A 14,354-nucleotide genomic window follows, 5' to 3' on the forward strand; every position below is an offset into this window, starting at 1 on the left:
GCGTAGTAATCACAAAATTTGTATGTGAATCATGATTTGAACTGAGAAGAGGAGTTGTAATTTATAATATGGAGGAATATTTTATGATAAATAATGAAATTTGGAATTTGCCTAAAAAGAAATTTGAAAATCGTAGAAAAGTTTTTTGGGATATTATAAAACAAAATTTTCAAGACAAAAAAATTAGTGTTCTTGAAATTGGCGTATATAAAGCTGGATTTTTAAAAGATGTTCTTGGAAGAAATGATTTAAAAATCAGCAGATATACAGGGATAGACCCATATTTGGGTGCAGAAAATGATCCTTATTTAGGTTTATATTGGAAAAATAAAAGTGATGCGGATAAAATATATGAGGAAAGTCTAAACGTTTTTACTGATTCAGGTAATACCCTTGTTAGAACTACTTCACAAGAATTTTATAAATCTTTAAAGCCTAATGATGTGTATGACTTAATTATAATAGATGGTGACCATACCTTTAATTCAGCACTTTGGGATCTTCACTTTTGGTTTAAAAGAGTAAAAAAAGGTGGAATGTTAATCGCAGATGACTATGCTAATGTAGATACACCAGACGTTACAAGAGCCATTAATACTTTTATCAAGGTAAATGAGCACAAAATAGAAAAGATAGGGTATAAGAGGTTGGAGTTTCAAAATAAAGGAAAATATATACCAATAAGTTTAACATTTGTTTATTTTCTTCCTAAAGTAAAAAATGAATATGTTGAATATAGAGAAGAGGAACTAGAAAGATATTTAAAGAGATAATTAAATTTATATAAAAGTAAGGAATAAAGATGAACCCACAATTTTTTTATTGTGGGTTCATCTTATAAATGAATTCAATTTTCAATTGTTATTTTTCCACTTTATATAATTTGTCAATTAGCTCCATTGCTTTTAGTGCATCTTTAGTTGTTCCTGAAGTAAGGCGTTTTTCACCTATTATACAGTCATAGAATTCTTCAATTTCAAGCCTCCATGAATCATCTTTATCAAAATAAATAGTTTCTTCACGGGGTTTGCCAATGGCATTTACTTCTGACTCAAATTGCTTTTTTGCAAAAGTAATACTTTCTTCTCCATAGCTTCGAGTTGAAGAAAGAATACCGTTGACACATATATATCCATTTTCCAAAAATATATCTAAACTAAATTTATGTTTCCAATGGGTAGCACTAGAATGAAGCATGGCAAATTTATTATCAGATGTTTTTAATAATGCAAATACATTATCCTCTAATTCTATGTTTTTCCAATAGCAGTTTTCAACAAAGCTTTTGACTTCACTAAAGTCTCCAAGAAAATACCGAAGCAAATCTAGCATATGAATACCTTGATCTAATAAAATTCCACCCCCAACCAACTTGCGATTGCTTCTCCATGAACTTTCGAAATTTTCTCCACCTGATTTGCCGTATATTCCTCGTGCCCATAATATTTTACCGTAACGCCCACTGTCGATAATGGATTTTGTTTCCATAATTGCATAATGAAAACGATGATTAAAACCAAATTTAATTATTTGATTTTTTGCTTTCTTTTCAGCTTCGATCATTCTTTTAACATCATCAATAGATCTTCCTGGTGGTTTTTCACTAAAAACATGTAACCCCTTTTCTAAAGCACTGCAAACAATATCAGGAATTATATTATTGAAGGTACATACTATTACTACGTCTAAATTGGTATTTAGAGCATCTTCCCAATTTTTATGAAATTGTATATTAGGAAAATCTTTTCTGACAGATTCATTAACATCGCAAATAGCTACAACTTCAAAACCTGGATGAAGGTCTAATTCTTTTTTTCTTATTCTTCCCATTTTTCCCATGCCAATTATTGCTGTCTTTAATATCATTTTCTATCCTCAACCCTTCTAGCTACTACTCTTAGATGAGAACTCAAATTGTTTTGCTGTAGGAATATTTGCATACGTTCTAATGTTGCTTCATCAAACTGTGATATCAAATGTTTTTGGAAATATTGATCTGACGGAATTTTTCCTTTTGCGTTTTTAACAAATTCCACATCTAATAAACCTGGTGTAGTTAATTCTAGAACTTTATAACCATGTTCCTCTAAAAGTTTTTGTATTCCTTTTGGTGAGGGAAGACAAATATGGTCTAGAGGAAATACATTGTCTGAATGTTCTCTTAAAGTAAGGATATCGAAGCCTGAACCTGATCTACATGTGATGATTAAAAGCCCATTTAATGAAAGCTTTTTAGATACTTTTTTAAGAAGTTCATGAGGGTTTGTAGTACGTTGTATAACATCTAATAAACAAATTAAATCAGCTTGAACTGTAGATTCGTAGGATTTAACTGGTGGTAGAGGCTCCTCCATATTTAAATTAGAAATAAAATGGGCTTTCTCTAACCTGTTAATCCATCCTGTAAACTTACTTCCCCAGTCAATAACATGATATTTATCCATGCCTACATAACGTCTTACCCTACCTTCTATCCATTCAACCAAATTACTCCATAACCCCTGACGCAATCGAGTTGCAAGTTCTTGATACTCTGTTGAACTTCTAAATTTTGCCAGTTCAGACGTGAAAAAATAATCCCTCATTATTTTTTGGTCTGGTAAAGGAAGTAAATTTACAGACCAGTCAGTTTCGCATAAGTAGTATTTTTGTCCCCATTTTTCAAAAAATAGTTCAGCATTTCCTGATTTGCATAATGGACAGTATACTAAGCTATTATTTTTCTCTAACTGAGATACAAACATTCGTGCTAATTCACGCTCTTTTGAAAAGATAGAATTAGGATGAATATTCATTTCATGAATCGAGGTATCTAAAAATTTATATCTAATCATCTTTATATCCTTCTTTCCATAGATATCTATTTGAAGCACAAACCACCTTTCTAGCCCACTCATGGCGATTTGAATTTCTCATATATATATAACCTCCAGCGGCTTTTACTAAAGCAATACCAGCAGCTACATCCCATAGCATTATATCTTCTTCTGTATATATATCTATACGACCAGAAGCCACATAGGCTAATGAAAGGGCTGCTGATCCTAACATCCGAATTTTTTTATATTCTTGAATTTGTTCAATGAATGGTTTTAAAGAATTTATACTATAGTCTCTAAAAATTGGAAAACCTGTTGCTAAAATAGCATGCTTTGAATTGGTAATCTTTGATACTGAAATACTTTGTTTATTACACCAAGCACCCTTTCCAACTATTCCATAAAATAATTCATTTCTATTAAAATCATATACAACTCCTAGAATTGGATTATTCTTTTCCCATAAAGCTATTGATACGCAAGAAATGGGAATGTTTTTACTATAATTAGCAGTACCATCAAGGGGGTCTACTATCCAAAAAGGAGTATTATTATCAACATTTCCATAAAGACCATTTTCTTCAGATAAAATTGAATAATTACTGTGTTTTTTCAAATAATCAATGGTTACTTGTTCTGAATCCTTGTCAGCCTTAAGTTTAATATCCTTATCTACTGAACTTATTACATCACAACTTTCCTTTGATAATTCAATCAATTTTACTCCAGCAAGTTTGGCAGCTTCTTTAGCAATATTTAACTCATTATAAAATTTCATATTTATAACCCCAAATCTCTTAACAAATTATTTACTGCTGCAACTTCCATGGCTTTTCTACATTGTCTAGTGTAGGTTGATATATGGGGAGTTAATAATACTTGTTCATATTTAGCAAGTGGACCATTATAAGGCTCTTTCCAAAACACATCAAACCATGCAGCCTTTATTTTTCCATTGTCTAATGCTTTAATTAATGCTTGTTCTTCAACTAAATTGCCGCGAGCAGAATTTAGAAGTATAATACCATCTTGAATTTTTGAAAATTCTTCACAACCTAATATTACATCAGTACCACTTGCATGAAGAGATATAACTTGACATTTTTGTAAGCCTTCTTCTAATGATACTAGTATTTCACCATCTGTTAGTTGGCTTTTATTTAAATAAGGATCTGAAATCATAACTTGTGCACCTAAAATACGAAGGAGTGAAGATACTCTACTACCAATACGACCATATCCGATAATAAGAACTTTTAGATCTTTTAATCCGATTCCCATAGATTTTTTCCAGTTACCAGAATGTAAATCTATATTAGCTGTAATTATTTTTCTATTTAAAGCTAGTAATGCAGCTATTGTCATTTCAGCAACTGCTTCAGTAGGTCCATCGGGAGTATTTGAAACTTTAATTCCAAGCCCTCCTGCAGCTTCCAAATCCACATTATCCATTCCAATTCCAACTCTAGCTATAGCTTTTAGTTTAGAAGCTGATGAAAGTACCTTTTTACTTAATGGTTCTAAACCAGCTATTAGACCATCTACTTCCTGTAAATGGACCATAATTTCTTCTTCTGTTAACCTACGTCCATAGGGGTTTGTTATAACTTCAATACCAGCATTCTCTAGAATTTTCATAGCTGTATCGTCTTTAGTACAAAAACTAGAAGTGCCTATGGCTACCCTTGTATTCAAAAGATCATTCCTTTCTACATTTCTTCCATATACTTATCTAACCAACAATGTAATAGCATTTGATGAGCTATTTCCACTAAACCATATGTTTCAGCTGGAATATAAAAATTCAGATCACCTAATTTTCTTGAATTGTTTGTAGGTTTCATACCTGATAAAGTTATAACTTTCAGTCCAATTTCTCTGGCTTTATTAATTGCAGCAATTATGTTTGGAGAATTACCAGAACTACTTATAGTTACTAATACATCTTCTGAATTGGCAAATCGCTTTAGGGGTAACGCGAAGGATTGTTCATATGAAATATCATTACTAATAGCAGTTAACATTGCTGGATCATTAAAAGCTATGCTGCGAATATTTCCGTTTTTACTTACATCTGCTGCCATATGACTTGCCATCATGGCACTAGCACCATTACCAATAAGATAGAAAGTTTTATTGAACTTTCTAACAAATCTCGTAATTTCACACCATTGATTAAAACCTTTTTCTAAATCTAATTTTCTTCCTTGTAAATCTGTAATAATAAGATTATTTAGAACAGAATACAATTGATTCGTGTATTTTTTATAGTACATTATAGTTCACTCCAATAATTTTCATTAATATAACATTTATACTGTTTTGGTAGTATACTATGCAAGTCATAACACTTATGTGATAACTTGGATAAATATGTATAAGAGATAATATGAAGGGAATTATACATTAGAATTAACAAAAATTTATTGAAGCGCTTTATTACTGATTACATTTCTTCTAACTGATACTTGTAATCCTTAAGTTTACTTAAAGTTTCATTATTTTTTTGTCAGATGATATAGTAACTTACTTTAGTGTTTCAATCTGCTTTTAAGCATTCTAATCTTAAATTCATGATCATACATTGCTGTTAGTGAGCTTGTACTTTTTACCTAAGGGTCAATCCTATTAGATATTTATTTTTTACAGTATCACAAAAATACCTTAAACATACTATGAAATAGGAGATAAAGAAAATATTAAAGTTAAGTATTTAAAGAGCATTAACGTAACTTTGATAATAGGGAGTATGTATTGTAATGGTTAAAAAAATATATATAAGGTTTGTTATTTGAGTGAAATGTAAGAAAAAAGAAGGGGTGAGATATTTGAATAATAATAATCTGATAGGTGGAATCAGTGAGTGTACTTATGATACTTATAGCAACATATTGTTAGTAAGAGGATGGTTTTTGGATACTGAACAGATAGAGAAAATAGTTATCTGTCGTGATAATAATGAAAATGAACTTGGAAATGCAGAAATGAATCAACCACGTCCAGATGTATTTGAAAAATATCCTGAACATAATGAAAGGAATAGTGGATGGATTTTTAAAAAGAAGTTAAAAAATGATATATTGGATAGCACTATAATTATCAAAATAATTAAGCGATCAAAAGAAATAAAAAATATTATAAAGAAAGTAAGTATTGGAAAAATAAATCCTCAGGATAATAACGAAATAACTAAAGAAATAAGAAAAGATAAGGAACGTGACAATAATGACTCATATGAGAGGTATGCCAAGCAATTATTCTATAGGGCTATTTTTAAAACAGGTAATCCATTAAATGATGTAGATTTAAATAAGATTCAACAAGATGAAGAACTTTTTATAATTCTTCTATTATTAAAAGACCCAGATATACTCATATATCTATCACAAACTTATAGTATAGAAGAAGAACTATTAAACTATATTATTGACATGGATATAAAAACATATAAAGATATTTTATTACAAAATCGTGCTCCCAGGTTTGAAAAATTAAGTGAAAGAATAATAAATAGGCTTAAAGTATTTAAGCGGAATCATGATGATATAAATTATTTATGTGATGCTAATAAAATTAAAAAAGATGCTTTTTTTGATATAGGTTGCCTATTTGGTTTTTCAATGATTTCTGCAAAGGCAATAGGATTTAAAGAATCACATGGATGTGAAATGGATGAATTGGTTTATCAGCGTGCAGATAGGATAATGGAAATTAGTAAAAAAACACAAAATGGTAATTTAAAAAATAACATTACTAAGTATTATAAATGTGATTTTCTAGACTTGAATTTAAGTAATAATCATTATAATTTAATTACTGCAATAGATGTTCTAGAACATACTCCAAATTTAGAAAAGACAATTTGTAAAATACGAAATATTCTTAATACGAATGGATTATGCTATATTTATCAAGGAAATTATAAATCACTTGAGTTTGTATTGAGTGAGCCACATTATAGGTTACCATTATTGACCATATTACCTAAAAAACTTGTCATTGACATACTGTTAAGATTGGGTAAAATCAGTTCTGCTGATAGGTATGTGGTTACTAAGTGGCCAGAATATAGAGAATTAAATCAACTTTTTAATAAGTATAATTTATCTTCAAGTTTCACATTAGATGGTGTTAGTTATACAGGAAGAAAGCGAACTATTTTGGAAAACAATGTGATAAAATCCTATAAGCTACGTATATTGCAAGAAGCAGACAGGCAAATATATCCTATCTTGGACTTGAAAGAAAAGAAAGAAGTTGAAAATATAATAAATAATTATTTTAATGAGTTAGACAGAGCACTTGAAACAAAAAATAGAGAAACTATGTTAATGTATTTAAAACGCAATTGGGATATAATATTGAAGAAAAAATAGTATTATTATCATATGAAGAACTACTCTATTGTAGTTCTTTATAACATATTTATTATTATATAACTGGAAATAACTGGGGTATAAATAATGACTAACACAAGACACCTTAAAAGGGTGTTATTTTTATACTTTAATTTTAATTAAAGATACATTAGTGTTTGAATCTGTTTTTTAAGTATTCTATTTTTAAATTTATGATCATGCCTTGTTGTTCGTGGGTATGTACTTTTTTCTAAATATTAATCCTATTAGATATTTTACTTTTTACAGTATCACAAAAATAGCTTTAACATATTATGAAATAGGGGATGAAGAAGATAGTATAGGATATATTTTTAAAGAGTGCACTAATGAATTGAAAGATGAGATTGAGGTGGGAAAATGATAAATATTATTCTTTGTGGAGGCAGTGGAACTAGATTGTGGCCAATATCTAGAAAATTGTATCCAAAACAATTTTGTAAATTCATTGATGAGGAGTCATTATTTCAAAAAACATTAAAGCGAAATGCAGAGCTTTGTGAAAGAAATATTGTAGTTACAAATAGTGAACAATATTTTTTAGCTCTAGACCAATTGGAAGAGTTGAATATTAAAAATAGTCAATTTTTATTGGAGCCCATAGGAAGAAATACGGCAGCTGCAATTACTTTGGCATGTTTTGCCTTAAAACAAGATGATATTGTTTTGGTAACTCCATCTGATCATTTAATAAAGAATAAAAAAGAATATAGAAGAATTTTAGAAGAAGCTGAAAACTTAGCTAGGGAGGACAAGTTAGTTACTTTTGGAATAAAACCTAATTATGCAGAGACGGGTTTTGGCTATATAGAGGCACATGGAAATGATGTGCTTTCATTTAAGGAGAAGCCTGATATTGAAACTGCTACCTTATATCTTCAAAAAGGAAATTATTATTGGAATAGTGGTATGTTTGTTTTTAAAGTAAGTGTATATTTAGAAGAGTTAAAAACACATGCTCCTACTATATTTAAAACAGCCCAAAAAGCTTATTCTAATGCAATAAAAGAAAATCCTTTTAGATTAAGATTTGAAGACATGATAGAAATTCCTTCAAAGAGTATAGATTATGCGGTTATGGAAAAAAGCAATAAAATTAAAGTTGTACCTTGTGATATTCAATGGTCAGATTTAGGTAGTTTTGAGTCACTTTATGAAAATTTATATAAAGATAAAGATGGAAATGTTATCTCAGAAAAGGATATCACATTGAATTCTAAAAACAATTTGATTTTATCGAGAGATAGAATTGTTTCAACTATAGATATTGAAGATTTAATAATAGTGGATACACCTGATGCCTTGTTAATTAGTAAAAAAGGGAATTCTCACAAAGTAAAAGAAATTATTGAAAAATTAGAAAAAAAAGGTGTGAAGGTTACTAATATGCATACAATTACCCACCGTCCTTGGGGTTTATATACTATATTAGAAGAAGGATATAGATTTAAAATAAAAAAAATTGTTGTTAAGCCAGGAGCAAAATTGTCTCTGCAAAAACATTATCATAGAAATGAACACTGGATTGTTGTAAATGGTACTGCTAAAGTTATTGTAGGAGATAAGGAATTTATTGTTAGGGATAATGAATATGTTTATATACAAAAGGGAGAAGTTCACAGATTGGAAAATCCTGAGAAAATGAATCTGGAAATTATAGAAATACAAGTTGGAGATTACTTAGAAGAAGATGATATAGTTCGAATTCAAGATGAATATAAAAGAAATTGAAAATTTAGTCATATCAGCATGGGGCGGAATGTATTATTAAAATAACATGAACATATTATGGGATAGGGGATAAAAAATATGGTTAAAGAAAAATATCTTAGAAAAAAGATAGTTATAAAAATACCAGTATTTAATTGGTCCAATGCACACCTATGGGGCGATTATCACTTTGCTTTGGCCATGAAAAAACAATTTGAACGAAAAAACTGGAAAGTATTAATTCAGATTTACCCTGAATGGAATACAAGGGATGATAATGGTTATGATGTGGCTATTGTGCTAAGAGGTATACGTAAATACAGTCCTAATAGAAAGCACTTTAATATTATGTGGAATATATCACATCCAAATGATATAACTATTAGAGAATACAATGAATATGATTATGTATTTGTAGCTTCCAACATATGGTCAAATTATATATCCTCACTTTGTGATGTAAAAGTGGAACCTATGCTTCAATGCACAGATCCTGAACTTTTTTATCCCCAAAAAAGTTTAAAATATAATCATGAATTATTATTTGTAGGAAATTCAAGAAAGGTATTTCGTAAGATAGTAAAGGATGTTTTAGCAACCAATAATAAATTGGCTATATATGGGACTTGCTGGGATAGTTTTATAGATAAGAAATATTTTAAGGGAATATATATTGAAAATAAAGAACTTAGAAAGGCATATTCTTCATGTAAAATTTTATTTAATGATCACTGGGAAGATATGAAAAAAAAGGGTTTTTTATCAAACAGATTATTTGACGGATATGCATCTGGGGCTTTTATTATTTCAGATAATGTTAGAGGAAGTCAAAGTGTATTTGGAGATGCATTAGTGACTTATGAAACAAAAGAAGAACTAGGTAATTTAATTGAAAAATACTTGAAAAATGAGAGTTTAAGAAAAGAAAAAGCTCGTAAAGGATATGAAAATGTAATTAAAAAACATACTTTTGAAAAGAGAGTAGAGAGAATTATTGAAGTAATAGAAAAAAACATATAAACAATAATTTTTGCTTAGGTAAGGGAAGTATGTTATAGATAATATGTAGAAAATTATATTAAAAACAGTTTGATAAATTTATTGACCTCATCTCATAAGGATATATTCAAATTGGACAAATCTCAATAAATTTTGTATTATAAATCAATAGGTTAGGTGAAAGAATAAAGATTGTTCTTTCAAAAAACTATTTACTATAGGAGGAGAATATATATGAATTACAAAGCAGTTATTTCAGATTTAGATGGAACACTATTAAATAGTCATCATACAATCTCTGAATATACTAAGAAAATAATAAAAGAAGTTACTAATAAGGGCATAAAATTTTTCATTGCTACAGGAAGGCATCACAAGGATGTGGAGCATATTGGGAGAAAGCTTGATTTGGATACAATACTGATTAGTTCCAATGGATCAAAGGTACATGATTCTAACTTAGAAGAGTTGTTTTCCCATGACATAGATGAGAATACAGTAAAAGACATTTTAAAAATAGAAATAGATAAGGAAGTACACGTAAATATATATCAAGGAGATAGTTGGTTTGTTGAAAGGGAAAATGAATGGATAAAAGAATACCATATAGAATCAGGATTTGAATATGAGGTAGTTAACATAAAAGAGTTAAAGGACTACACCGCATCTAAAATATTTTTTACTTGCGAAGATCATAACAAATTATTAAAAATAAAAGAAGAGCTAGATGAAATCTTTAGTGAAAATTTAAATATAACCTTCTCCACATTAACATGCCTAGAAGTAATGGCTTGTGGAGTATCAAAGGGTATGGCCATAAAAAAGGTATTAGATAAACATTCTATTAAACTGGAAGAAACAATAGCATTTGGTGATGGTTTAAATGATTTAGAAATGTTAAGTTCCGTTGGACGAGGATTAGTTATGGGAAATGCACTGGATAAACTAAAGGAAGCTCTTCCAGAAAATGAAGTAATAAGTACAAATAATGAAGATGCAGTGGCAGTATATTTAGCAGAAAACCTATTAAAAAACACTCAATGAAAATTCATTGAGTGTTTTTAATCTTAAAGATAATTATCTTCCTGATGCTTTATTAACAGCAGACTGATGTTTTGAATCTAACTTCTTAGATCCGTGAGTCTTACTATTATAAAAATGTAGACACATTACTCCATCCATGCCATTATTTTTAACATAATCTAAGTTAGCACCATATCCAAAACCACCACTTCTATTGGCAATGAATTTTCCTGCTGGTTGATTATCTTTACCAGCGTGAGGCATAGCATTCATAGATGCAGCTATTGTCTTACCATTTTTATATACTAAAACTGGTCTTCTTGCCCAACTAAAACCACCCCAAATAGATTTGATAGTATTAGTATCAGCAACAGTTAGAGCCTCCACATCTGAATGATTAGTTCCAACAGTATATTTTAAATTAAAGGTTTTACCCGTATAAAGATCTCTTACTGTGAATGTGTCTCCAGGATTTAAGATAGGTCCTTTTACTTGAGTCCACCAATCAAGTTTTTGACCATAACTTCTAGAAGATGTTCCCCTTGAAATATTAGGTTGAGGTGTTTTAATTTCAGCAGATTTACTATTAAATAAGCTTAAGCTATTTAATTTAGTAATAGTTTGTTTTCCTACTATTCCATCAGCCGTTAAGCCATGCTTACGTTGAAATGATTTCACTGAATTATAAGTTATGCTACCGTAGTAACCGGTAGGATTTGCAGAAAATACACCTGCATTTTTTAAAGATTCTTGTAATACTCGTACTTCCTGGCTTCTTTGACCCTTCTTATACACACTTTTGGAAAAGTTATATGTAGCTCCAAAGGATGTTATAGTCATACTGGAAATAATACTTCCTACAACTAAAGTCTGTAATAACTTCTTCACTATAATTCCTCCCATATTAATCTAATGCTAGTACATACTATATCATAAAAATGGGAAGAAATACAGGGTTTAAGGGGTATCCCTTATATTACATGAAGATGAATAAAAAGGATGTAAACAAAATGTTACTAATTTGTTGACAAATCTTAAATAATTTGTTAGAAAAATGGGAAAGAAAAAAGAAGGAATTCTTCTTGACAAGGTTTTCCTTAGAATGATATTATAAAGCTATAATATATAAGCAGGGTGTGTTACTGATAATGCAGGCATGAACCTATATGAGAATACGTGTATTCTCATATAGATTCATGCCTGCATTGTTTTTGTCTGAAAATAGTATTTAAATTAAAATTTTCTTCAAATATGAGGTGGGAAATAAGGAAAGATGGTTATATTCTAATGATAAAGGTGTAAATATTTTAATAAGACATATGGGGATTATTTCAATATTATGGGGTTATGAATATTTTCATTAAGTGGAAAGGAGAAGGAGCTTTGAGGAGTGAAAAAAAATATAAGGTTATGAAGGCTCTAAATAATAATGTAATATTGGCACAAGAATTAAGTGAAAAAAAAGAAATGATATTAATAGGAAAAGGAATTGGATATGGAAAAAAAGAGAGTAAAATAGTTTCTATATCAGATGACCAAGTGGAAAAAAGATTTTTTAAATTCAACTCCAAAACAAAGGAAAAATATTTGCAATTATTAGAAGAATTAGAAGGTGAAGTAATAGGTGTATGTGAGGAGATAATATCCATTGCAGAATCCAGACTTGGGGCCTTAGATCAATATGTTCATGTAGTTCTTACAGATCATGTGGGCTTTGCTATTGAAAGGTTAAAAAATGGAATAGAAATAACAAATCCATTTTTATATGAAATAAAAAGCTTATATGATGAAGAGTTCAGAATAGGGAAAATTGGACAAAAACTAATCAAAGATAGGATGAATATTGAAATACCTGATGAAGAAGCAGGTTTTATAGCACTACACATTCATTCAGCTAGAGAAAAGAAAAATATTAAAGAGACTGTGAAAAATACAAGGTTGATTAGTGAAATAATAGAAAAGATAAAAGTTAGATTAAATGTGGAATTAAAACCAGATGAATTGGCTTATCATAGACTTTTAAATCATGTTAAGGCTTCTATTAAGAGGTTAGAAACTAATAGGTGTATAGAAAATCCCTTAATAGACACTATAAAAAAAGATATGAAAGGTTCCTTTAATATTGCAAAGGAAATAGGAATGCACATTAAAAAGAATAAAAATATGGAAGTACCAGAAGGAGAACTTGGATATTTGTCTATTCATATAGAACGGTTAAAGCGAGTTTCAAAAATAACTTAAATACAAGGGATGATGTGGATGAAGGCCATAATAAATGGGAACATAATATTGAAAGACAAAGTACTAAAAAACTCTGTTTTAATATATGGAGAAAAAATAGAAAAAATAGTAGATGAAAAAGATTTTCATAAGAAGGAAGCCTTTGAGATAATTGATGTGAATGGAGCCTTTGTTGGTCCTGGATTTATTGATATTCACATTCATGGTTTTGGTGGATATGATACTATGGATGGCACTGAGGAGGCACTGAGAGGTATTTGTAAAAATATTGTAAAAACTGGAGTTACGTCTTTTTTACCAACTACCATGACTATGGATAGAAAATCCATAATAAGAGCCCTTCATAATATAGAAAATTCCATGAAAAATATTAAAGAAGGAGCTAAGATCCTTGGTTGTCATTTAGAAGGACCATTTATAAGCCCTAAATACAAAGGGGCACAAAATGACCAGTTCATAATGAAACCTAGCTTGGAACTAATAGAGGCTTATTTACCTATTATTAAAATAATTACTATGGCACCAGAGGAAGATAAGGATTTTAAATTCATTTCAAATATAAAGAATAGCACAAATATTATAATATCCATGGGACACACTAATACTGATTTTGAAATAGCTTTAGAAAGTATAAAGAGGGGAGTAAGTCATGCTACTCATACTTTCAATGGAATGACTCCCCTTCACCATAGAAGACCTGGGGCAGTGGGGGCAGCCTTTACTTCTAATGTGACCTGTGAAATAATAGCGGATAATATTCATATCCATCCTGGGTTGTATAACCTTATTTTAAAAATAAAGGGAAGAGATAAGATTATATTAATAACAGATTCCATGAGAGCTGGAGGGTTAGAAGTAGGGGTCTATGACTTAGGAGGTCAAAAGGTCCATGTGGATGAAGAATCGGCTAGATTAAAAGATAATACATTAGCAGGAAGTATATTGACCATGAATAAGGCCGTAGAAAACATTGCTAATAACACTGATCTAGAAATTTATGAGGTTATAAATATGGCCACTATAAACCCAGCTAAACTTCTAAACATTCATCATAAAAAGGGAAGCATAGATATAGGAAAAGATGCAGATTTATTTGTAATGGATAAAAATTATAGGATTAAGAACACTTTTATAAGAGGAAAAAAAGTATATTAACAAAGGGGGA

13 protein-coding genes are annotated in these 14,354 nt (G+C 29.7%); 7 read left to right on the top strand and 6 right to left on the bottom strand.

Annotated elements, in window-relative coordinates; translation table 11 throughout:
- Positions 1-83 precede the first annotated feature (83 nt).
- A complete protein-coding gene (locus CCE28_RS11570; protein ID WP_176461787.1) occupies positions 84-773 on the top strand; it encodes a class I SAM-dependent methyltransferase in 690 nt (229 codons plus the stop codon).
- 88 nt (positions 774-861) lie between these two features.
- Here CCE28_RS11570 and CCE28_RS11575 read toward each other — a convergent pair whose 3' ends face one another.
- The 5 genes from CCE28_RS11575 to CCE28_RS11595 are packed head-to-tail and all read right to left on the bottom strand — an operon-like array spanning position 862 to position 5,095.
- Complete coding sequence (locus tag CCE28_RS11575) at positions 862-1,866, bottom strand: Gfo/Idh/MocA family protein (RefSeq protein WP_095133880.1); 1,005 nt, start codon at positions 1,864-1,866, stop codon at positions 862-864.
- Positions 1,863-2,897 (bottom strand): methyltransferase domain-containing protein, encoded by a 1,035-nt coding sequence (locus tag CCE28_RS11580; RefSeq protein ID WP_141228353.1) that lies wholly within the window; start codon positions 2,895-2,897, stop codon positions 1,863-1,865. The genes CCE28_RS11575 and CCE28_RS11580 overlap by 4 nt, the downstream gene beginning before the upstream one ends.
- Positions 2,827-3,597: an inositol monophosphatase family protein gene (locus CCE28_RS11585; protein WP_095133882.1), complete on the bottom strand. Its 771-nt coding sequence runs from the start codon at positions 3,595-3,597 to the stop codon at positions 2,827-2,829. The genes CCE28_RS11580 and CCE28_RS11585 overlap by 71 nt, the downstream gene beginning before the upstream one ends.
- A gap of 2 nt (positions 3,598-3,599) precedes the next feature.
- The gene (locus tag CCE28_RS11590; RefSeq protein ID WP_095133883.1) at positions 3,600-4,514 is read right to left on the bottom strand and encodes an NAD(P)-dependent oxidoreductase; all 915 of its coding nucleotides are present in this window, start codon (positions 4,512-4,514) and stop codon (positions 3,600-3,602) included.
- A gap of 14 nt (positions 4,515-4,528) precedes the next feature.
- Entirely contained in the window at positions 4,529-5,095 is a 567-nt protein-coding gene (locus CCE28_RS11595; protein ID WP_095133884.1) for an SIS domain-containing protein, read from the bottom strand.
- Positions 5,096-5,647: 552 nt separating this feature from the next.
- Between CCE28_RS11595 and CCE28_RS11600 the strand changes: the two genes are divergently transcribed.
- From CCE28_RS11600 to CCE28_RS11615, 4 genes are all read left to right on the top strand, one after another.
- A complete protein-coding gene (locus CCE28_RS11600) occupies positions 5,648-7,195 on the top strand; it encodes a class I SAM-dependent methyltransferase (RefSeq protein ID WP_095133885.1) in 1,548 nt (515 codons plus the stop codon).
- Between the two features lie 381 nt (positions 7,196-7,576).
- Positions 7,577-8,947: a mannose-1-phosphate guanylyltransferase/mannose-6-phosphate isomerase gene (locus CCE28_RS11605; RefSeq protein ID WP_095133886.1), complete on the top strand. Its 1,371-nt coding sequence runs from the start codon at positions 7,577-7,579 to the stop codon at positions 8,945-8,947.
- A 78-nt stretch (positions 8,948-9,025) separates the two neighbouring features.
- Positions 9,026-9,946 carry a CgeB family protein gene (locus CCE28_RS11610; protein ID WP_095133887.1) on the top strand — a complete coding sequence of 307 codons (921 nt, stop codon included), beginning with the start codon at positions 9,026-9,028 and terminating at the stop codon, positions 9,944-9,946.
- A gap of 213 nt (positions 9,947-10,159) precedes the next feature.
- Positions 10,160-10,969 carry a Cof-type HAD-IIB family hydrolase gene (locus CCE28_RS11615; protein ID WP_095133888.1) on the top strand — a complete coding sequence of 270 codons (810 nt, stop codon included), beginning with the start codon at positions 10,160-10,162 and terminating at the stop codon, positions 10,967-10,969.
- A 33-nt stretch (positions 10,970-11,002) separates the two neighbouring features.
- On the opposite strand, the gene CCE28_RS11620 is transcribed toward CCE28_RS11615, so the two are convergent.
- Entirely contained in the window at positions 11,003-11,836 is an 834-nt protein-coding gene (locus CCE28_RS11620) for a peptidoglycan-binding domain-containing protein (RefSeq protein WP_207652892.1), read from the bottom strand.
- Positions 11,837-12,331: 495 nt separating this feature from the next.
- Here CCE28_RS11620 and CCE28_RS11625 point away from each other — a divergent pair, with 495 nt between their 5' ends.
- Together CCE28_RS11625 and nagA are read left to right on the top strand one after the other, a co-directional pair.
- Positions 12,332-13,189 (top strand): PRD domain-containing protein, encoded by an 858-nt coding sequence (locus CCE28_RS11625; RefSeq protein ID WP_176461788.1) that lies wholly within the window; start codon positions 12,332-12,334, stop codon positions 13,187-13,189.
- A gap of 18 nt (positions 13,190-13,207) precedes the next feature.
- Entirely contained in the window at positions 13,208-14,344 is a 1,137-nt protein-coding gene (nagA, locus tag CCE28_RS11630) for an N-acetylglucosamine-6-phosphate deacetylase (RefSeq protein ID WP_095133891.1), read from the top strand.
- Positions 14,345-14,354 lie beyond the last annotated feature (10 nt).

It is taken from the genome of Anaeromicrobium sediminis, from assembly GCF_002270055.1.
Taxonomy (GTDB): domain Bacteria; phylum Bacillota; class Clostridia; order Peptostreptococcales; family Thermotaleaceae; genus Anaeromicrobium; species Anaeromicrobium sediminis.